At 66.7% G+C, this 20,817-nt stretch carries 17 protein-coding genes; 9 read left to right on the top strand and 8 right to left on the bottom strand.

Features of this window, described 5'->3' with window-relative positions; all coding sequences use genetic code 11:
* Positions 1-108 precede the first annotated feature (108 nt).
* The 4 genes from QRN25_RS20435 to QRN25_RS20420 form a co-directional block, all read right to left on the bottom strand.
* Positions 109-624: an AAA family ATPase gene (locus QRN25_RS20435; RefSeq protein WP_271182031.1), complete on the bottom strand. Its 516-nt coding sequence runs from the start codon at positions 622-624 to the stop codon at positions 109-111.
* Positions 621-1,196 carry a nicotinamide riboside transporter PnuC gene (pnuC, locus tag QRN25_RS20430; protein WP_008830559.1) on the bottom strand — a complete coding sequence of 192 codons (576 nt, stop codon included), beginning with the start codon at positions 1,194-1,196 and terminating at the stop codon, positions 621-623. The genes QRN25_RS20435 and pnuC overlap by 4 nt, the downstream gene beginning before the upstream one ends.
* Positions 1,197-1,224: 28 nt before the next feature.
* Positions 1,225-1,572, bottom strand: coding sequence for an arsenate reductase (locus QRN25_RS20425; RefSeq protein WP_008830560.1), 348 nt, complete (start codon positions 1,570-1,572; stop codon positions 1,225-1,227).
* 111 nt (positions 1,573-1,683) lie between these two features.
* Positions 1,684-2,004 (bottom strand): antibiotic biosynthesis monooxygenase family protein, encoded by a 321-nt coding sequence (locus tag QRN25_RS20420; RefSeq protein ID WP_008830561.1) that lies wholly within the window; start codon positions 2,002-2,004, stop codon positions 1,684-1,686.
* 156 nt (positions 2,005-2,160) lie between these two features.
* On the opposite strand from QRN25_RS20420, the gene aroC reads away from it, so the two are divergent.
* From aroC to ahpF, 4 genes are all read left to right on the top strand, one after another.
* Complete coding sequence (aroC, locus tag QRN25_RS20415) at positions 2,161-3,255, top strand: chorismate synthase (RefSeq protein ID WP_285021103.1); 1,095 nt, start codon at positions 2,161-2,163, stop codon at positions 3,253-3,255.
* Positions 3,256-3,388: 133 nt separating this feature from the next.
* Complete coding sequence (locus tag QRN25_RS20410; protein WP_285021101.1) at positions 3,389-3,847, top strand: YaiI/YqxD family protein; 459 nt, start codon at positions 3,389-3,391, stop codon at positions 3,845-3,847.
* 293 nt (positions 3,848-4,140) lie between these two features.
* A complete protein-coding gene (ahpC, locus tag QRN25_RS20405) occupies positions 4,141-4,707 on the top strand; it encodes an alkyl hydroperoxide reductase subunit C (RefSeq protein ID WP_008831739.1) in 567 nt (188 codons plus the stop codon).
* A 194-nt stretch (positions 4,708-4,901) separates the two neighbouring features.
* Positions 4,902-6,500: an alkyl hydroperoxide reductase subunit F gene (gene ahpF / locus QRN25_RS20400; RefSeq protein WP_285021098.1), complete on the top strand. Its 1,599-nt coding sequence runs from the start codon at positions 4,902-4,904 to the stop codon at positions 6,498-6,500.
* Positions 6,501-6,786: 286 nt separating this feature from the next.
* Here the strand turns inward: ahpF and glpK are convergent, their stop codons facing one another.
* From glpK to QRN25_RS20385, 3 genes are read right to left on the bottom strand one after another with little or no spacing between them, the layout of a single operon-like run.
* Entirely contained in the window at positions 6,787-8,277 is a 1,491-nt protein-coding gene (gene glpK / locus QRN25_RS20395) for a glycerol kinase GlpK (protein WP_285021097.1), read from the bottom strand.
* A gap of 4 nt (positions 8,278-8,281) precedes the next feature.
* On the bottom strand, positions 8,282-9,742 hold the full coding sequence (locus tag QRN25_RS20390; protein WP_285021096.1) for a glycerol-3-phosphate dehydrogenase: 1,461 nt from the start codon (positions 9,740-9,742) through the stop codon (positions 8,282-8,284).
* Between the two features lie 8 nt (positions 9,743-9,750).
* Positions 9,751-10,818, bottom strand: a complete 1,068-nt coding sequence (locus QRN25_RS20385; RefSeq protein ID WP_285021095.1) for a YeiH family protein — start codon at positions 10,816-10,818, stop codon at positions 9,751-9,753.
* 166 nt (positions 10,819-10,984) lie between these two features.
* On the opposite strand from QRN25_RS20385, the gene QRN25_RS20380 reads away from it, so the two are divergent.
* A complete protein-coding gene (locus tag QRN25_RS20380; protein ID WP_285021093.1) occupies positions 10,985-12,259 on the top strand; it encodes an MFS transporter in 1,275 nt (424 codons plus the stop codon).
* 876 nt (positions 12,260-13,135) lie between these two features.
* Here QRN25_RS20380 and QRN25_RS20375 read toward each other — a convergent pair.
* The gene (locus tag QRN25_RS20375) at positions 13,136-15,487 is read right to left on the bottom strand and encodes a TonB-dependent receptor (protein ID WP_285021091.1); all 2,352 of its coding nucleotides are present in this window, start codon (positions 15,485-15,487) and stop codon (positions 13,136-13,138) included.
* 132 nt (positions 15,488-15,619) lie between these two features.
* On the opposite strand from QRN25_RS20375, the gene QRN25_RS20370 reads away from it, so the two are divergent.
* From QRN25_RS20370 to QRN25_RS20355, 4 genes are all read left to right on the top strand, one after another.
* Positions 15,620-17,656 carry an alpha-glucosidase gene (locus tag QRN25_RS20370; protein ID WP_285021089.1) on the top strand — a complete coding sequence of 679 codons (2,037 nt, stop codon included), beginning with the start codon at positions 15,620-15,622 and terminating at the stop codon, positions 17,654-17,656.
* Between the two features lie 142 nt (positions 17,657-17,798).
* A complete protein-coding gene (locus tag QRN25_RS20365) occupies positions 17,799-18,815 on the top strand; it encodes a LacI family DNA-binding transcriptional regulator (RefSeq protein ID WP_069708994.1) in 1,017 nt (338 codons plus the stop codon).
* A gap of 11 nt (positions 18,816-18,826) precedes the next feature.
* On the top strand, positions 18,827-19,732 hold the full coding sequence (locus QRN25_RS20360) for an aldo/keto reductase (RefSeq protein ID WP_285021087.1): 906 nt from the start codon (positions 18,827-18,829) through the stop codon (positions 19,730-19,732).
* Positions 19,729-20,802 carry an LLM class flavin-dependent oxidoreductase gene (locus QRN25_RS20355; RefSeq protein ID WP_285021086.1) on the top strand — a complete coding sequence of 358 codons (1,074 nt, stop codon included), beginning with the start codon at positions 19,729-19,731 and terminating at the stop codon, positions 20,800-20,802. Before QRN25_RS20360 ends, QRN25_RS20355 begins: the two co-directional genes overlap by 4 nt.
* Positions 20,803-20,817: the final 15 nt, after the last annotated feature.

The raw sequence follows: 20,817 nt of genomic DNA, 5'->3' as shown, positions 1-20,817 counted from the left end.
GGGAGGTGGCAGCCCGCAGGGCTGACGGAGGGGCTTCTCCCCCTCCACCACTCGCTACGCGAGCGGTCCCCCTCCCCATCGCTTTGCGACAGGGAGGATTTGGGGACCTTACCCCAGCACCCCCTCGATCGCCGCCACGGCCTTCGCCTCACGCTCGGCCCAGGTTCCGGCGATGCGCACGAAGGTCACCCCGGCACGCACCAGCATGTCCTCGGCCAGCGCGGCGAAGCGGGCGCGGGTGTCATCGGTCCCGAAAAAGCGGGTGCCGTCCTCCTGCCAGGGCACATCGGGCTCGAACAGCAGGTAGAGGTCGGCCTTGGGATAGGCCAGCAGGGCTTCGGGCACTTCGCCGAACAGCATCTGCGCCCAGGCGGCGGTCATCAGCTGGTCGGTGTCGAACAACAGGACCGGCGCACCGTCATCGTCAGACAGCGCCCGGCGATTGTGCCGGGCCTGCCCCTCGGCGATGACGAGAAGGTCGGTCATCGTCAGGTCGATGCCGTTCTCTTCGCAATAGGTGCGGCCATACTCCGGCACAAAAGGCCAGCCGCGCGTGACGAGCAGGCGCTCGCACAGCACCGACTTGCCGGTGCTCTCGGCGCCGTGGAGGCAGACGGTCTTCATGCCTGCGTCCTGTAGGCGACGATCCATTCCCGCAAGGCCAGCACCGACATCAGGAGAAATACGACGTAAAGCCCCGCCGTCGCCCACAAGTCCTTGTGAACGTAGACTGCGATGGACGCGATATCGACGGCGATCCACAAGACCCAGTTCTCGATGCGGCGAAACGCGAGCAGGATCTGCGCGGCGATGCTGGCCCCGGCAATCGCGGTGTCGGCGTAAGGCAGCGAGGCGTCGGTAAAGCGGTGCATCACCCAGCCGAGGTTGAGCGCCAGCGCCGCCGTCGCCGTCAGCCAGACGACGCGGCTGAGGTTGCTCAGCAGGCGAACGGGCACGCGGTCGTCGCCCTCGCCGCCGGTCTTCGCCGCGCGCAGCCAGAGCACCCAGCTCCACCCCTGCGCCACGAAGAAGAAGACCTGCAGCCCCGCCTCTCCGTAGAGCTTCGCCTCGAAGAACACGGCGACATAGAGCGCCACCATGGCCATGCCGAACGGATAGTTCCACACGCTGCGCCGCACCAGCAGCGCAATGTTGGCAAGACCGAGCGCGGCCGCGATCCATTCGACGGTGTTCATTGCCCCGGCCCCCGAAACAGTCCCCGAATCAGGCCAGCGCCGCCGCCCATTCCGGCTCCTTGAAGCCGACGAGGATGCCGCCGGGATATTCCACCACCGGCCGCTTGATGGTGCTGGGATTGGCGGCCATCAGCGCAGTCGCCTTCTCGGCGTCGAGGTCGGCCTTGTCGGCATCGGGCAGCTTGCGGAAGGTGGTCCCGGCGCGGTTCAGCACCTTGTCGAGCCCGGCGGCGTCGATCCACGCCGCGAGCTTTTCCGGGTCCGCGCCTTCCTTCTTGTAGTCGTGGAACGTGTACGCGATCCCCTTCGCGTCAAGCCAGACACGCGCCTTCTTCACCGTGTCGCAGTTGGGGATGCCGTAGAACTCGATCGCCATGCCGTACCTATCGCCCTGAAACGCAGGCACAAGTTACGGTAAGGAGCCTGCTTCACGCGCGGCGATACACCAAGCCGCGCGCGATGCATACCGGCAAGAACATGGGGCCGATCAGCCCGGCAGCCTTGCCTTCATGTCGAAGCGCTGCACCTTGGGCATGTCGCACGTGTAGAGCGTGTAGCTCTCGTAATATTCCTTCATGCCGCGACGCTGGACCATGAGATGCTCGGCATTGCGCGCCCAGGCGGCGGCGTGCTCCGCGCTCTCCCATTCCGACATCGACAGCACTTCGCCGTCGTCCGCCGTATAGCTGCGGAACAACAGGAATCCCGGCTGCTCGGCGGCCATCGCCTCCATGGCGACGGCGTCGTGGATATAAGCGTCAACGTCGATGTCGGCGCGCTTGCGGTTGCGGAAAAGGACAAGGAACATTTGCGCTCCCTGCATCGCCGCAATCGGTTGTACAAGTGATCAAAAGCGCCATTGTGACTTGCGATTTGTCCCGCTTCGGGAAGATCGCAGCCGCTTCGACCACAATCAGCGCTCCACTGGACAAATCGCGCGATTCCCGACAAGGCGCGAGGCACCATGAGCATGAACAGCTTCGGCCGCCTTTTCCGCTTCACCACCTGGGGTGAAAGCCACGGACCCGCCATCGGCGCCGTCGTCGACGGGTGCCCGCCCGGCCTCGCGATCGACGAAGGCGTGATCCAGCCCTTCCTCGACGCACGCCGCCCCGGCCAGTCGAAGTTCACCACGCAGCGGCAGGAGCCGGACCAGGTCCGCATCCTCTCGGGCGTGTTCGAAGGCCAAGATGGCATAAAACGCACGACAGGCACCCCGATCAGCCTGATGATCGAGAACGTCGACCAGCGTTCCAAGGACTATTCCGAGGTCGCCGTCGCCTATCGCCCCGGCCATGCCGACTACGCCTACGACGCCAAGTACGGCTTCCGCGACTATCGCGGCGGCGGGCGCTCCTCGGCGCGCGAGACCGCCAGCCGCGTGGCGGCGGGCGCGGTGGCGCGGCTGGTGATCCCCGAGGTCAAGATCCTCGCCTACGTCTCCGAGATCGGCGGCGACATGATCGATCCGGGCAAGTTCGACGAAGCCGAGATCGCGGGCAACCCGTTCTTCTGCCCCGACGCGGCCGCTGCGGCGCGCTGGGAGAAGATCGTCGATGACGCGCGCAAGAGCGGCTCTTCGGTCGGCGCGGTGGTGGAATGCTATGCCAGCGGCGTGCCCGCAGGCTGGGGCGCCCCGCTCTACGCCAAGCTCGACGCGGATCTCGCGGCGGCGATGATGGGCATCAACGCGGTCAAGGGCGTCGAGATCGGCGACGGCTTCGCCGCCGCGCGCCTCTCCGGCGAGCAGAACGCCGACCCGATGCGCCCGAATGCCGAAGGGCCGGACGGCGCGCCGGAGTTTCTGGCGAACCACGCGGGCGGCATCGCGGGCGGCATCTCCACCGGCCAGCCGGTGACCTGCCGCGTGGCGTTCAAGCCGACCAGTTCGATCCTCACTCCGCAAGCGACCATCAACCGCTCCGGCGAGGCGACCGAGATGTTCACCAAGGGCCGCCACGACCCCTGCGTCGGCATCCGCGGCGTGCCGGTGGTCGAGGCGATGATGGCGCTGGTGCTGGCCGATCACAAGCTGCTTCACCGCGGGCAGTGCGGTTGAGTGGCCCGAATCCTCCCTGTTGCGAAGCAATGGGGAGGTGGCAGCCCGCAGGGCTGACGGAGGGGTCGTCTCCCCCTCCACCACCCGCTGCGCGGGCGGTCCCCCTCCCCGAGCAAGCTCAGGGAGGATTTGCTTGCGCATCCTGATCGACGCTGACGCCTGCCCGGTGAAGGAGGAGACCTACAAGGTCGCCGCCCGCCACAAGGTGCCCGTCGTCGTCGTCAGCAACAGCGCGATCCGCGTCCCGCAAAGTGCGCTGATTTCCCGCAAGGTGGTCAGCGACGCCTTCGACGCGGCGGACGACTGGATCGTGGAGAATACTGACGCCGCCACGGTGGTGATCACCGCCGACATCCTCCTAGCGGACCGCTGCCTGAAGCTGGGTGCGAGCGTGGTTGCTCCCAACGGCAAGCCTTTCACCACCAGTTCGATCGGCAGCGCCATCGCCACCCGCGCGATCATGGCGGACTTGCGCGCGGGCGGAGACATCGTCGGCGGGCCGCCGCCGTTCGCGAAGCAGGACCGCTCGCGGTTCCTCTCGGCGCTGGACGAAGTGCTGGTACGGTTGCTGAGGTCGTCGTCCCGGACTTGATCCGGGACCGCTGACGCCTTCAACCCCAGTTCGTCATTGCGAGCGAAGCGAAGCAATCCAGGGCGGCCCTACACCGCTCTGGATTGCTTCGCTTCGCTCGCAATGACGATGAAGGGAGAGTTGGCCAGACCGGTACGATGCTTTCCACATCTCATCGACAGAGCTGCACAATCCATCTCCGATTGATCGCCTGAACCGATGAGCCCAATCGGATCATCGTGCTTACAATCGTCACACCCCCGGCCTATCTGAGCTTCACCAGTTTCAACCACCCAACTGAGGGAACTACATCCATGGGTATCGTCGGCAGCACCATCAAGCCGTTCAAGAACACCGCCTTCCAGGCCGGTAAGGACTTCTTCGACGTCACCGAAGGCGACATCGCGGGCAAGTGGGCCGTGTTCTTCTTCTACCCGGCGGACTTCACCTTCGTGTGCCCGACCGAGCTGGAAGACCTCGCCGGTGAATACGCCACGCTTCAGGGCCTGGGCGTCGAAGTGTTCGGCGTTTCGACCGACACGCACTTCAGCCACAAGGCATGGCACGACACCTCGGACGCCATCGGCAAGTGCACCTACGCCTTCCTCGGCGACCAGAACCACAACCTTGCCAACAACTTCGGCGTGCTGCGCGAAGGCGTCGGCCTGGCTGACCGCGCCACCTTCGTGGTCGATCCGGACGGCGTGATCCAGCTGGTCGAAATCACCCCCGAGGGCGTGGGCCGCAACGCCAAGGAACTGGTCCGCAAGATCAAGGCCGCCAAGTACTGGCGCGAGCACCCCGGCCAGGTCTGCCCGGCCAAGTGGGAAGAAGGCGAAGCAACGCTTGCTCCCTCGCTCGACCTCGTCGGCAAGATCTAAGACCCCTGCAAATCCTCCCCGTGGCCACAGGCCATGGGGAGGTGGCAGCCCCGCAAGGGGCTGACGGAGGGGGCGGGCCGCAGGGCCGCAGACGTCGCATTGCAGACGGGACCGCCCCGCCCCCCTCCACCATCCTTCGGATGGTCCCCCTCCCCGCTTCGCAGGGAGGATTCCCAACAAAGGAAACCTGACTCATGCTCGACGCCAACCTGAAGCAACAGCTCTCGCAATACCTCGGCATGCTGCGCGAGCCGATCGAGCTCGTCGCCTCCCTTGGCGATGACGCAAAGTCCACCGAGACCCGCGAGCTGCTGACCACCATCGCCTCGCTCTCGGACAAGGTCACCGCCACTTTCGACGGCGACGATGCACGCCGCCCCAGCTTCATCATCCGCCGCGCCAGCGACGCAAGCGCCTGGGTGCGCTTCGCCGGACTGCCGCTCGGCCATGAATTCACCTCGCTCGTCCTCGCCCTGCTGTGGACCGGCGGCCACCCGCCCAAGGTCTCGGACGAAGTTCTGGAGCAGGCGAAGGCGCTCGAAGGCTCGCTGACGTTCGAGATGTACTTCTCGCTCTCGTGCCACAACTGCCCCGACGTGGTGCAGGCGCTGACGCTGATCGCGCTCAACAACCCGCACGCCGACGTGACCCTGATCGAAGGCGGCACGTTCCAGACCGAGGTCGAGGAGCGCGGCGTCATGGCCGTGCCCGCCGTCTTCCTGAACGGCGCGATGTGGGGTTCGGGCAAGATGAGCATCGAGGAAATCCTCGGCAAGCTCGACACCGGCGCTGACGCCAAGGCCGCCGCCAAGCTGGCCGAGAAGAAGCCTTTCGAGGTGCTCGTCGTCGGCGGTGGTCCTGCCGGTGCCGCCGCGTCGGTCTACACTGCGCGCAAGGGCTTCAGCACCGGCATCGCCGCCGAGCGTTTCGGCGGCCAGGTGCAGGACACCATGGGTATCGAGAACTTCATCTCGGTCCCCTACACCGAAGGCCCCAAGCTTGCCGCCGCGCTGGAATCGCACGTCGCTGAATACGACATCGACGTGATGAACCTGCAGCGCGCCGAAAAGCTGATCCCGGCCAGCGAAGTGGGCGGCTATCACGAAGTCGTGTTCGCCAACGGCGCTTCGTTGAAGGCCCGCTCGGTGGTGCTGACCACCGGCGCGCGCTGGCGGAACCTTGGCGTGCCCGGCGAGGCCGAGTACAAGAACAAGGGCGTGGCCTATTGCCCGCACTGCGACGGCCCGCTGTTCAAAGGCAAGCGCGTGGCGGTGATCGGCGGCGGCAACTCGGGCGTCGAAGCGGCGATCGACCTTGCCAACATCGTCGGCCACGTGACGCTGATCGAATTCGACGCCAAGCTGCGCGCCGACCAGGTTCTGGTCGACAAGCTCAAGTCGATGAAGAACGTCGATATCTTCACCAGCGCCCAGACCACCGAGGTCGAAGGCGACGGCGAAAAGGTCAACGCGCTGGTCTACAAGGACCGCAATTCGGGCCAGGAGCACAAGGTCGAGCTGGAAGGCGTGTTCGTCCAGATCGGTCTGGTGCCCAACACCGAATGGCTGAAGGACTCCGGCGTCGAACTGACGGCGCGCGGCGAGATCGTGATCGACGAGAAGGCCGCCACCAACCTGCCCGGCGTGTTCGCGGCAGGCGACGTGACCACGGTACCTTACAAGCAGATCATCATCGCCATGGGCGAGGGTTCGAAGGCGGCGCTTTCCGCATTCGACTACCTGATCCGCAACGAGGCGCCCGAGGAGATCGCACAGGCAGCGCAAGCAGCCTGAACGACGCTGAGGTTATAACGAGAGGCGGGCGGGGATCGTAAGATTCCCGCCCGTTTTCGTGGGCGGATGGGGCTTCGACAAGCTCAGCCTGAGCGGGTTTGAGAGAACACCTCTAAAACCGCTCAGGCTGAGCTTGTCGAAGCCCCACGAGCAGCGCACACGCTTGCTTCCAAAACCCCGTCATCCCCGCGAAGGCGGGGACCCAACTGATGCCGGTTCAACAGGCGCCGTCAGCAGATGGGTTCCCGCCTTCGCGGGAATGACTGATTAAGAGAAAGGCAAGCGCTCAAACCCCGTCGATATGCCGCTTCAGCCCCGCCTCCCACATCGCGATACGCCCCGAGCGCACCGCCGCGTCCATATCCGGCGCGAACCGCTTCGACGCGCTGCCCATCGCCACCGCGTCCTCCAGCGAGGCATGGAGGCCAACCCCGACCCCCGCCAGCATCGCCGCGCCCAGAGCGGTCGTCTCGATATCCGCAGGCCGCTCCACGGGCAGCGCGAGCACGTCGGCCAGATCCTGCGCCATCCAGTCGTTGGCGCTCATCCCGCCATCGATGCGCAGCGAGGTCCAGGCCGCGCCGTCGGCGGCGAAGGCGGCCTGCAGGTCGTGGCACTGGTGCGCCATCGATTCCATCGCCGCGCGCACGATATGCGCCCGGCTGGTCCCTTGCGTGAGCCCGGTGACGACGCCCTTGGCATCCGGCTGCCAGTGCGGCGCGCCCAGCCCCGCCAGCGCGGGCAGGAAAAGCACGCCGCCATTGTCCGTCACCGCGCGCGCCAGCGTCTCGCTCTCCGCTGCGGTGCGGATCACGCCGAGTTCGTCGCGCAGCCACTTGATGAGGCTCCCCGCCACGAAGATCGAGCCCTCCAGCGCATATGTCCGCTGCCCGTCCTGCTGGCACAGCACGGTGCCGAGCAGCCGGTGCGAGGAACGCGGCAGGGTCTCGCCCATGTTGGTGAGGATGAAGGCCCCGGTGCCGAACGTGGCCTTGGTCTGACCCGCCTTGAGGCAGTGCTGGCCGATCGTCGCCGCCTGCTGGTCACCCGCAAGCCCGCTGATCGGGATCGGCGCGCCGAGCAGTTCGGGATCGCAGGTGCCCACGGTCCCGGCCGTGTCGACGATCCGGCCCAGTGCGCTGCGCGGCACCCCGAACAGGCCGAGCAGGTCGTCGTCCCAGTCCGCGCCGTCCAGCGCCATCAACTGCGTACGGCTGGCATTGCTGGCGTCGGTGACATGCAGCCCCCCGGTCAGCTTCCAGACCAGCCAGCTCTCCACCGTCCCAAGCGCCAGCCGCTCGCCGAGCGCACGCGCCTCGGGCACGTTGTCGAGCACCCAGCGCATCTTGGTGCCGGAGAAATAGGGATCGACGACAAGGCCCGTCCGCTCCTGCAGCATGGCCTCATGCCCGCCATCCCGCAGCGTGGCGCACATCTCGGCGGTGCGGCGGTCCTGCCAGACGATGGCGCGGGTAATCGGCTCGCCGGTCTGGCGATCCCAGGCCACCACCGTCTCGCGCTGGTTGGTGATGCCGAGCGCGGCGATGCGTCCTGCCCCGCCGACCCCGGAGTCTGAAAGCTGGCCGATGACCTCGCGCGCGCAGGCGAGGGTCTTGTCCCAGATCTCGGCGGCATCGTGCTCGACGCGGCCGGGGGCGGGATAATGCTGCGTCAGTTCCTGCTGCGCGACGTGCAGGACCCTGCCGTCCGCGCCGTAGACGATCGCCCGCGTCGAGGTGGTCCCTTCGTCGAGGACCAGAATGTGTTCGCCGTTCACGTGCTCACTCACCCATGTATGTTTGCAGTCGCGCGGCTTGTGCCGCGTCGAGCCTGAGGCCCAGTTTCGTGCGGCGCCACAGCACGTCCTCGGCCGTCCGCGCCCATTCGTTGGCCCTGAGGTAATCGACCTCCGCCCCGGTCAGGCCGTGGCCGAAGTCCTCGCCCGGGTCCACCGCCAGCCATTCCTGCGCCTTCGTGCCATAGGCCCGCGCCACGCGGTCCAGCGTCGCCGCATCGAGGCGCGGGTATTCCCGCGCGAGGTCGGCCTTCAGCGCATCGATCGCGCCCATCGCGAAATCGCCGCCGGGCAGCGGCGCGGTGGCGGTCCAGTCCTTGCCGGACAGCACCGGGACCAGCGGCTGCAGCTTCTCCACCGCATCCTTGGCGAGATGACGATAGGTCGTGATCTTACCGCCGAACACCGAGAGGAACGGCGCGCCGCCCTCCCCGTCCAGATCGAGGTCGAAGTCGTAGCCGCGCGTCGCCGCCTCGGGCTTGCCGGAGCCGTCGTCCACCAGCGGGCGCACGCCGGAATAAGTCCACACCACATCGGCCGGGGTGATCGACTTGGCGAAGTAGGCATTGGCCGCCTCGCACAAGTAGGCGATCTCCTCGTCGCTGGCCTTCACCTCGCTCAGCGGGCCGGTGTGGTCGCGGTCGGTGGTGCCGATCAGGGTGAAGTCGTGCTGGTAGGGGATCGCGAAGAAGATGCGCCCGTCGGGGATCTGGAAGAAGTAGGCGTAAGGATGCTCAAAAAGTCGCGGCACGACGATGTGCGAGCCGCGCACCAGCCGCATCGCGCGTTTCGTGCGCTCGCCTGCGCGGCCGACGAGGTCGAGCACCGATGGCCCCGCCGCGTTCACCACCGCCTTCGCGCGGAACGTGCCGCCGGACGTGGAGATGGTCCAGACGCCGCCGTCGCGCTCCAGCTTCTCCACGCCGGTGCGGGTGAGGATCGTCGCGCCCCGGTCCGCCGCGTCGCGGGCGTTCAGGACCACCAGCCGCGCATCGTCCACCCAGCCGTCGGAATAGACGAAAGCCTTGCCGAACACCGGCTTGAGCGGTTTGCCCGCCGGGTGCCGGTGCAGGTCGATGCTCTCGGTCGCGGGCAGCGCCTTGCGGCCGCCGATGTGGTCGTAGAGGAACAGGCCGAGGCGCAGCAGCCAGCGCGGGCGCAGGCCCTTCACATGCGGCAGCACGAAGCGCATCGGGTGGATGATGTGCGGGGCGATCCGCCACAACCGCTCCCGCTCGGTCAGCGCCTCGCGCACGAGGGCGAACTCGTAGTGCTCAAGGTAGCGCAAGCCGCCGTGGATCAGCTTGGTCGAGGCGGACGAGGTGCCGCCCGCAAGGTCGCCCTGCTCCAGCACCAGCACCTTTGCGCCGCGCCCGGCGGCATCGCGCGCGATGCCGCAGCCGTTCACGCCGCCGCCGATGATCGCGATGTCGTAGATTTCAGTCATTCACACACTCACAAGATCATCATGCTGAAGGCCGTGGCGACCACCAGCGAGGCCAGCGTCGCCGCCACCACCGGCATCGCCGCGCGCCAGCCCATCTGCATCACCAGATCGAGGCGGGAGCGCATCGCGGTGGCCGTCACCGCCAGCAGCAGCAGCGTCTTCGACAGCGTCAGGTTCAGGTGGACCACGAAAGCCGGGATCGTCACCAGCGAATTGAGCACCACCACCGCCAGAAACAGGGTAATGAACCAGGGCATCGCAAGTTTCCGGATCCAGTGGCGCTCCCCGGCATCCTCGTCCGTGTACATCAGCGAGACGACCGCGACGATCGGCGCCAGCAGCGCCACGCGGCTCAGCTTGACGATGGTGGCGTAGCTTCCGGCAATATCCGAATAGGCATAGCCGCCGCCGATCGCCTGCGCGACGTCATGGATCGAGGCGCCGATCAGGAACCCCGCCTGCCGGTCGTCGAGGTGCATCAGCCCTGCGAGCGGCGGATAGAACGACATGGCGATCGCGCTCGCCATCGAGATCACCACCAGCGTCAACGCGAACTGCGTCTGACTGATCCGCTTCGCCCCCAGCACGCCGAACAGCGCCAATGCGGCGGAAGCCCCGCAGATCGCCGTCGCGCCGCCTGCAAGGATGCCGATCGCGGTCGAGGCGCCGGTCGCCCGCGCCACCAGCAGCGCCGCACCCATCGCCGCGGCCATGACCATCAGCAGCGCCAGGAACGGCACCGGGCCGAGCGCCACGATCTGCGCCAGCGTCACTTGCGTGCCGAGCACGACGATGCCCCAGCGCAGGCAGGCCTTGGAGGCGAAATCGAGCCCCGGATGCGTGCGCTTCTCGCTGGTCACGAAGTTCAGGGCGAGGCCGATCAGCAGGCCCATCAGGATGATCGGCGCGCCGTAGTGCTCGGAAAGCCAGGCGGCGGCGATGCTGGCGATGCCGCAGATGGCGAGGCCCGGCCAGAGCGTCTTCCATATCTCGATACGGCTCGGCTTCGCGGCGGGGCCGTCCAGCTGGGCGAGGAACATCTCGCCGTAAAGGTCGCCTGCGTGTTCTGCGCTCACTGGTCCCCGTCCTTTCGCCGCATCTCTCATTTGACGAAGATGCTTGCCGTATGTCCTACGTTGTCATATCCATCCTTATGACCACCCACGCAGCGGAGCAAGAGCTTTGCGCGAGGGGGCAGGAAGAATTGCCGCCGACGAAACGGCGGGATAGGGGAGAGCGAGAATGACCATCCATCAACAGACGGCCGTGCCCGAGCACGCCCCTCCCCCAGCCTCCGACTCCGGCCGCGCCGCTATCCGCGCGCAGAACATGCTGATCGCGCTGATTTTTTTCGCGACGGCGCTGAACTACGTCGACCGGCAGGTGCTGGCGCTGCTCAAGCCGATGCTGGAAGCGGAGTTCCACTGGGACGACCAGCAGTTCGCGCATCTCGGCTCGATCTTCCAGCTGGCGGCGGCGGCTTCGCTGCTCGGCGTGGGCTGGTTCGTCGACCGCTTCGGCGTGCGCTTCGCCTACGGTTTCGCAGTGGCCTTGTGGAGCCTTGCGGGGATGGCCCATGCGCTGGCCGCCAGCGTGCAGCAATTCGTGATCGCCCGCGCCGTGCTGGCGACCGCCGAATCGGTCAACACCCCCGCCGCGATGAAGACCGCCGCGATCTACCTGCCCGCCGCGCGCCGCTCGGTCGGCATCGGCATCATCAACACCGCGCCCAACATCGGCGCTATCCTCACCCCGCTCATCATCCCGCCTTTCGCGATGGCGTTCGGATGGAAGGCCGCGTTCCTCGTTACTGGCGGGCTGGGCCTTGTGTGGCTGGCCTTGTGGAAGCTCAACACCGCGAAGCTGACGCCCATCGCCGGACAGGCCGCGACGACACGCGGCAAGGTCGAATGGGGCGCGATCCTGTCCGACCGCCGCAGCTGGACGGTCATCGGCGCCAAGGCCTTCACCGATCTCGTCTGGTGGTTCGTGCTGTTCTGGACGCCCGATTTCTTCGCGCGCCAGTTCAATCTCAGCCAGGGCGAGCTGGGCTGGCCGATCGCGGTGATCTTCATCCTCGCGGCGCTGGGCGCTGTATCCTCGGGCGCGCTTTACCCGGCACTGCTGCTGCGCGGGGTCTCGATGAACCTCGCGCGCAAGGGCTCGATGCTGGCTTATGCCCTCGTCGTGCTGGTGATGCCGCTGGCGCTGCTGGCGAGCAATCCGTGGGTGGCGGCCGTGTGCATCGGCCTCGGCCTGTTCGCGCATCAGGGCTTCTCGACCAACATCTTCGGCATGGCGACCGAGATCATCCCGGCGCGCCGCATGGCCACCGTCATCGCGCTGGGCGCGGTGGCGGGGAACCTCACCGGGACCGGGATCATCGAGTTCGCGGGCTGGTCGCTGAAGTCGGGCCTCGGCTACGGTCCGCTGTTCGTGGTGTGCGGCGCGGCCTATCTGGTGGCGACGGCCTACATCCACCTGATGCAGCCGAAGCTGGCGGCGGCCGAGGGTTGACGTCATCCCGGCGAAGGCCGGGATCGCTGGCAGTACTTGAGGCGATCGCTTGCGTCGGGGCGCGTTGACGAGGGTTGGGCATTGCGCGGCCAGCGGTCCCAGCCTTCGCTGGGATGACGGGCGCTTGCCATCGGCCTTGACATTTATAACCACATAGGTTACATGACCCAGCATCCGGAGCGGTGATGTACAAATCGCTGCGGTGTATCGGGTCGGCGTCGTGGGCCGGGATGCGGTTTCAAGCCGTAGCTACGCAAACCACGCGCCCAAACAAAGACCCGGACCGTCCTCTCGGCTCTGGAAACGTCCTTCGAACCGCTTTGTCCCTATGGACAGACAACGCGAAGGCTATCCCGGATGACCCATGACCGCCAACGACGCGAACCCTAACGTCGGTCATACGGGACGGCTCCGATGGAATACCCAGGTCGAGCCGGGCTGACCACCGCTACCCGGCCGCTCGCCCGAGCAGGTGGAAAACAAAACCCCGCGTCCCGGTGAGGACGCTCCCGACGCCGACCCGATGTTCTCGGACTTGCGTTGATTTCCCCGGCGTAATGGCCCGCACTCGCCAGCGGGCGTTTCCGCGTGCGCTGACTGCACGCACGACCTCGTCATCCCAGCGAAAGCTGGGATGACGGGGTTAGGCGCGCATCCTCCCCGGCACGGGGAGGGGGACCACCCGAAGGGTGGTGGAGGGGCGTCCTCGCGCGAGGGCGCTTCCCTTCGATCTCACGGCAAACCACCTGTGCTCCTCCACCATGCTTCGCATGGTCCCCCTCCCCTTTGGGGGAGGAATAAAAAACCCCCGGCGGGGAGGAGATCCGCCGGGGGTTCTTTGTGCGAGCATTCAGCGAAGGACGTTTGCGCCCGTCCTCAGTTGAACTTCGCTCGCAAGTTCAGGCCCGCATAGCGATCCGCGTCGCGCGGGATCATCAGGCGCTGGCCGTTCGTGGTGTTGAGCAGCACGTAGCTGTCGTCGAGGATGTTGCGGACCATGAAGGTCAGGCGATACTTGTCCTCGGCGTCCGACACGCCGATGCTGGCGTTCCAGATGCCGTAGGGGTCGATCTCGCCGCTCTCGCCGAGGTCCGAGAACTGCTTCGAAACATGGTGCCAGTCGCTCGACAGGTACAGCTTCACCGGGCCGACGGGGACGTCGTAGTCCGCGCCGATGGTGTAGCTGAACTTGGGCGCCAGCGGCAGGCGGGTGCCGTCACGCGCGTCGGGCGCGTTGGTCAGCGGGTTCGGGTTGAACTTGCGCACCTTGGCATCGGCATAGGCCGCATTGGCACGGAAGGTCAGGCCCTCGGTCGGGGCGACGGTGAGGTCGGCCTCGAAGCCCTTGGAACGCACCGAACCGGCATTGGTCAGGCTGGTCGTCGTCGCGCCGTTGATGAGCACGAAGTTGTTCGCCTGGAAGCCCTTGTAATCGACCAGGAACGCGGCCGCATTCAGCTGGACGATGCGGTCGAACCACTGGCTCTTGAAGCCGACTTCGAAGCTGTTCGACTTCTCGGGATCGATCGGTTCGGCGTTGTTGGGCGCGGTGTGGTTGAAGAAGACGTTGAACGCCGGGCCCTTGTAGCCGCGCGTGTAGCTGCCGTAGACCATCACGTCGTCCATGACGTCGTACTGCAGCACCGCCTTGCCGGAGAAGTTGTTGGCGCTGGTGCTCCCACGCGAAGTATCGGTGCCGTTGCCGCCGCTGGCGATAGTGCCGCCCGCGCCATAAGGCAGCAGGCCCGAAGCGGCCATCGGCAGGCCGGTGGCGGCATCGATCGCGGCGCCGCGCACATGGGTGAAGCTCACGCTGTCATGCGTGTAGCGGCCGCCCAGCGTCAGGCGCAGTTCCGGCAGGAAGGCGTAAGTCGCCTGACCGAACAGCGCCCAGTTGCGGAACGAGACGTCGCTGCGTGAGGTCGCCGAGACATAGTGCGTGTTGACGGTGTCCGCCAGGTTGCACGGCCGCGCGCCCGTCGCCGCATCGATCGGCGAGGTCGAAGTGGTGCAGGTCACGTCGCTGCGGGTGAAGTCCTGCGTGTTCTTGGAATACCACAGGAAACCGCCGACCTGATAGGTCAGCGCCTGGTTCTGCGGCGAAGCAAGGCGGACTTCGGCGGAGACCTGGTCGGTCTCGACGGTGCCGCGGTCGTGCAGCTGCGGAGTGGCGGCCTGCGCCGGGATGGTGCCCTGCTGCGGGGTGGCGGCGATCGCGCGCGGCAGGAAGTCGCCGTCGCGGATTTCGGTGTTCTTCCAGTTGCGATAACCGGTGACGATCGACAGCGTGTGATCGGCGAAAGTATCGATGTCCGCGCTCATCGTCAGGCTGTACTGGCGGTCGAGCGAGCGGGTGATGAGGTTCTGGTTGACCTCGCGGGTGTCCTCACCCTGCGGCGTGATGCCCAGTTCGTTGTCGATCACGGTGCCGCGCGACACGCCGGTCACTTCGGCGCAGCAATCGTCGTTGGCCTTGAAGTAGTCCGCGATCAGGCGGAAACGGCCGCCCTCGCCGTCATAGTCGATCAGGCCGCGCGCGCCGTAGTGCTCGTAGCCGTTGACGGTCTTGTCGTAGTAGGTGTTCTTGATGTTGCCGTCGAAGTTTCCGTAGAAGCCGGTGAGGCGGCCGGTCAGGTTCTCCGAGATCGGGCCGGAGACGGTCATCTTGGCGCGGTATTCGTCGTCGGTGGTGCCCGAAACGTTGGCCTCGGCCTCGAAGTCCCTGGTGCCGCCCTTCGACACGATGTTGACCAGACCCGCCGAGGCGTTCTTGCCGAACAGCGTGCCCTGCGGCCCACGCAGCACTTCGAGGCGGTCGAAATCGACGAGGTCGAGGAACGACTGGCCCGAACGGCTCAGCACGATGCCGTCGACAACGGTGGACACACTGGGTTCGGCCGCGACCGAGAAGCTGATCGTGCCGACGCCGCGCATGACGATCGCGCTGTTGGCGTTGGTGGTGCCCTTGCGGAAGGTGACCGAAGGAACGATCGAGGTGATGTCTTCCAGGCTCTTGGCGCCGGCGCGGGCCATGGCCTCTCCGGTGACCGCGCTGATGGCGATCGGCACGTCCTGGACGTTCTGACGAACCTTCTGCGCGGTAACGATAATCTCGTCGACCTGCGCGTTGGCCGGAGTCGCGGCGACAAGCGCGACGGCCGACGCCGAAAGCGCCAGCGCGGTGCGCGCCAGAATCGCTCCGGGCGTGGTGGTGGCGTGCGAAATCATATGGTTCCCCTCCTGCTTATGCGGAGCCTGAGCGTTTGCGCCTCAGGTCGTCCTGTCGATTGCACCCCTCTTGATTGGGTCGAACATTTCTGTCAAGCGTTGTCATATCGGGACAGTGCGACGGCGACGAGCGTGCTGCAGAATAACAACAACATGGCTCATGGGACTGGAAACGTGTCGCTGACTTTCGATGTTCGGGAAGACGGATTCACCTGCCTTCTGGCTGGCCGCGCGGTTCTGTGCGGATCGCCGCGCAGCCCAGCATTCGCGGTGGCGCGCGGCGCGGCCGAGGTGGAGATGGTGCGCGGCAATTTCGCCATCAGCGATGCGCCGACCGGCCGTGTGGAGTTGGGCTTCGCCGCGCTGGACGGCGGCGATCTGGTCCTTTCGGCCAGTGCCGGGGCCGCGCCGATGCTGCGCGTTTCGGTGAAGGGCGATTCGCTAGACATCGCGGTGCTCGATCCCGCGTACGACCGCGTCTGGGTCGATCTGGCCGCGCTGCCGGGCGAGCATGTCTGGGGCGGCGGGGAGCAGATGAGCTACCTCGACCTCTCGGGCCGCCGCTTCCCGATCTGGACCAGCGAACCCGGCGTGGGCCGCGACAAGTCCACCGAACTGACCCGCAAGATGGACGCCGATGGCAACATGGCGGGCGGGGATTACTGGTGGACCAATTATCCGCAGCCGACGTTCCTGACCTCCAGCCTCTGGGCGTGCCATCTGGGCAGCAGCGCCTATTCGGTGCTCGATTTCATCGACGCCGCCCGCCACCGGATCGAAGTCTGGGAAGGCACGTTCACTCTCGAATTCTTCGCTGCCGCCGACCTGCCCGCGCTGGTCGGCGCGCTATCCAGCCGCTTCGGCCGCCAGCCCGCCCTGCCCGACTGGGCGATCGGCGGCGCCATCGTCGGCCTCAAGGAAGGAGAGGCCAGCTTCGCGCGGCTTGAGAAGATCATGGAAGCGGGCGCGGAAGTATCCGGCCTGTGGTGCGAGGACTGGATCGGCATTCGCCAGACCAGCTTCGGCCGCCGCCTGTTCTGGGACTGGTCGTGGAACGAGGCCCGCTATCCCGAACTGCCCGCCCGTATCACCGCGCTGGCGGAGAAAGGCGTGCGCTTCCTCGGCTACGTGAACCCCTACCTCGCCAATGACGGCAAGCAGTACGCCGAGGCCGAGGCGCTGGGCTATCTCGCGCTGCGGCAGGACTCGGACGCGGTCTATCTCGTCGATTTTGGCGAGTTCGACTGCGGCGTGGTGGACTTCACCAACCCCGCCGCGATGGACTGGTTCGCCGACCGCGTGATCGGGCGCGAGATGCTGGACTTCGGCCTTTCGGGCTGGATGGCGGACTTCGGCGAGTACCTGCCGGTCGATCTGCGCCTCCACGACGGCAGCGACCCGATGCTGATGCACAACCGCTGGCCCGTCCTCTGGGCCGAAGCGAACGCGCGCGCCGTGGCATCGCGCGGCAAGACCGGCGAGGCGGTGTTCTTCATGCGCGCCGGGTTCTCGGGCGTGCAGGCCCATTGCCCCTTGCTGTGGGCGGGCGACCAGTCGGTGGACTTCACAAGGCACGACGGCATCAACACCGTGCTCACCGCCGCGCTGTCGGCGGGGCTGGTCGGCAATGCCTATTCGCACAGCGACGTGGGTGGCTACACCAGCCTGCACGGCAATGTCCGCACCGCCGACCTGATGATGCGCTGGTGCGAGCTGGGCGCGTTCTCGCCGGTGATGCGCAGCCACGAGGGCAACCGCCCGGACGACAACCTGCAGATCGATTCCAGCCCGGAACTCCTCGGTCAGTTCGCAGCGATGTCGCGCGTGCACAGGGCGCTGGCACCTTATGTCCGCCACCTCAGCGACGAGGCCGTGGCGACCGGTCTGCCCGTGCAGCGCCCGCTGTTCCTGCACTACTTCGAGGAGGTGCTGTTCAGCGTGCAGGACCAGTACCTCTACGGCGCCGACATGCTGGTGGCGCCGATCGTCGAGGCCGAGGCGACGCAGCGCGAGGTCATCCTGCCCGGCGACAAGCCGTGGCGTCACCTCTGGACCGGCGAGGACTTCGCCCCCGGCACGCACACGGTTGCCGCGCCCTATGGCCAGCCGCCTGTTTTCTACTTGCCCGGCAGCAAGTTCGCGCCTCTCTTCGCGTCGTTGAAGGCATGACGAAAATGCTCCCCCTTCTCGTCATTGCGAGCGCAGCGAAGCAATCCAGGGTCGCGAAAAACGCCCTGGATTGCTTCGGCCTGCGGCCTCGCAATGACGGACGGTGGGGCGGGATGCCTGCGTCGTGCACGGGGGAGAGCACATGAGCGAACGGTCCAACATCAAGGACGTCTCGGCGCTGGCGGGCGTGTCGATCAAGACGGTCAGCCGCGTGCTGAACGGGCACCGCTACGTCAGCACCGACACCAAGGAGCGCGTCGAGAAGGCGATGCAGGAACTCGGCTTCCGGCCGAGCGTCGCCGCGCGCATTCTGGCGGGCACCAAGTCGGGCCAGATCGCGCTGATCTACGACAACCACAGCCCCTACTACATGAACCAGATCCAGATGGGCTGCTGGGAAGCCTGCCAGCAAAACGGCTCGCGCCTGCTGGCGCAGCCGGTGGACGTGGCTGACCCGCTGGTGGGCGAACAGGTGCGCGGCCTCGTCACCGAGACGCATGTAGACGGCATCGTCCTCTCCTCTCCCGTCACCGACTGCGTGCCGGTGCTGAAGGCGCTGGAGGGCATGGACATCCCCTTCGTGCGCATCTCGCCGGGCACCAACCATGCGATGACCTCCTCGGTCTTCATGGACGATGCCCAGGCGGCGGACGACATGACCAGCTACCTCATCGCGCGCGGCCATCGCCACATCGGCTTCGTGAAGGGGCACTCCAACCACATGGCCTCGGAGGAGCGCCTGTTCGGCTACCGCCGCGCGCTAGACCGCGCGGGGCTGCCGTTCGAACCCGCGCTGATCGCTCCGGGCGAGTTCGATTTCGACAGCGGCGTCGCCGCGGCGCAGCGTTTCCTCAAGGGCAAGCGCCGCCCCACCGCGATCTTCGCCAGCAACGACGACATGGCGGCGGGCGTGCTCTCCGTCGCGCACGACATGGGGCTGGGCGTGCCCGACGACCTCTCGGTGGTCGGCTTCGACGACACCATGGTCGCACGCATGGTCTGGCCGCAGCTGACCACGATCCGCCAGCCCACCCGCGAACTGGCGCATGCCGCCACGCAGCTTCTTCTCGAAGGGGCGCAGGCCACGCACCGGCGCCTTCCCCACGACCTGATCGAACGTGCCTCGGTCGCCCGCATCAATCCCGATCTTCTCTCCTGACAGGAACACCCATGACCTACCTCCCCTCCCCGGCCGCCCGCCGCCAGCTCGGCAAGAGCTGCATCGAAGTCTCCGCCCTCGCCTGGGGCAACTGGCGCATGGAAGGCGAAGCCGCCGATGCCGTGCGCCTGCTCCATGCCGCGCTGGATGCCGGGATCGACTTCATTGACACCGCCGACATCTACGGCTTCGACGGCAAGGGCGGCTTCGGCGATGCGGAAGCGCTGCTGGGCAAGGCGCTCGCCAGCGAACCGGGCCTGCGCGAGAAGCTGGTGATCGCCACCAAGGGCGGCATCATGCCTCCCCTGCCTTACGATTCGAGCGCCGAGTATCTCACCAGCGCCATCGACGCCTCGCTCAAGCGCCTCGGCACCGACAGCGTCGAGCTGTGGCAGATCCATCGTCCCGACATCCTCACGCACCCTTCGGAAATCGCAAAGGCCGTCGAAGCGGCACATAAGGCGGGCAAGATCCGCAGCTTCGGCGTTTCCAACTTCACCGTCAGCCAGATCGCCACGCTGCAGCAGTTCGTGAGCCTGCCGATCGTCTCCACCCAGCCGGAAATCTCGGCCCTGCGCCTCGACACGATCGAGAACGGTGAGCTGGACCAGGCCATCGCCATGGACATGGCCGTGCTGGCATGGTCGCCGCTGGGCGGTGGCCGCATCGCCAACCCCGAGGACGCGCGCACAAAGGAAGTCGCGGCGCTGCTGGATCAGGCGGCGGAAGAGTTCGGCGTGTCGCGCACGGCGGCCGCCTACAGCTGGATCATGGCGCACCCCGCGCGCGTCATCCCCATCGTCGGATCACAAAAGGCCGACCGGATCGCGGAAAGCGCTGACGCACTCAAGGTCCGCTGGACCCGCGCCAGCTGGTACGCGGTACTGGTCGCATCGAAAGGAGAGCCCCTGCCGTGAGCACTACTGAAAAGACCTGTGAGGTAAGCTGGTTTTCGGCGCTGTGCGACGATGACTACGAGTTCCTCGGCCAGCCCGATCCCGCGCTGGCCTCCAGCTGGGAGCATTGCCGCAACATCGTGCTGCAGGCCGAAAAGGGCGGGTTCGACAACATCCTGCTCCCCTCCGGCTATGCGCTGGGCATCGACACCACCATGTTCGCGGGCGCCATCGCCCCGCTGGTGGAGAAGATCCGCCTGCTCTGGGCGGTGCGCATGGGCGAGGACTGGCCGCCGCAGCTGGCGCGCCGCATCGCCACGCTCGACCGCATCCTGGGTGGTCGTCTGACGGTGAACATCATCTCGTCCGACCTGCCGGGCGAGAAGCTGGACAGCCGCGCCCGCTACCAGCGCACGCTGGAAGTGATGCAGATCCTCAAGATCATGCTGAACGGCGAGCACCTGAAGTACGAGGGCGAGTTCTACAACCTCGACCTGCCGCCCGCGCGCATCACCACCGTCTCGGGCAAGTGCCCGCCGCTCTACTTCGGCGGCCTGTCAGAAGACGCGCGCGAGGCGGCGGCCAAGGGCTGCGACGTCTACCTGATGTGGCCCGACACGATGGACAAGGTGCGCGAGACGATCGCGGACATGACCGCACGCGCGGCGAAGTACGGCCGCACGCTGAAGTTCGGCTACCGCGCCCACGTCATCGTGCGCGAGACCGAGGACGAGGCGCGCGTCTATGCCGACCGCCTGCTGTCCAAGCTGGACGATGCGGCGGGCGAGGCGATCCGCCAGAAGTCGCTGGACAGCGCCAGCGTCGGGGTGACCCGTCAGGCCGAACTGCGCGGCGCGGCAGGCGGTGACGGCTTCGTGGAAGAGAACCTGTGGACCGGCATCGGGCGCGCCCGGTCGGGCTGCGGCGCCGCCATCGTCGGCGATCCGGATCAGGTGCTGGCGAAGATCCGGGCCTATCAGGCCGAGGGCATCAATGCCTTCATCCTGTCAGGCTATCCGCACGCGGCGGAGGCGGACCTGTTCTCGCGGCATGTCCTGCCGCAGATCAACCACGCGCCGCTGGTGCTGTAAGATGCGTATCCTCCC

Source organism: Novosphingobium sp. fls2-241-R2A-195, assembly GCF_030209485.1.
Classification (GTDB): domain Bacteria; phylum Pseudomonadota; class Alphaproteobacteria; order Sphingomonadales; family Sphingomonadaceae; genus Novosphingobium; species Novosphingobium resinovorum.
This window is presented reverse-complemented; position numbering and strand designations above follow the sequence as displayed.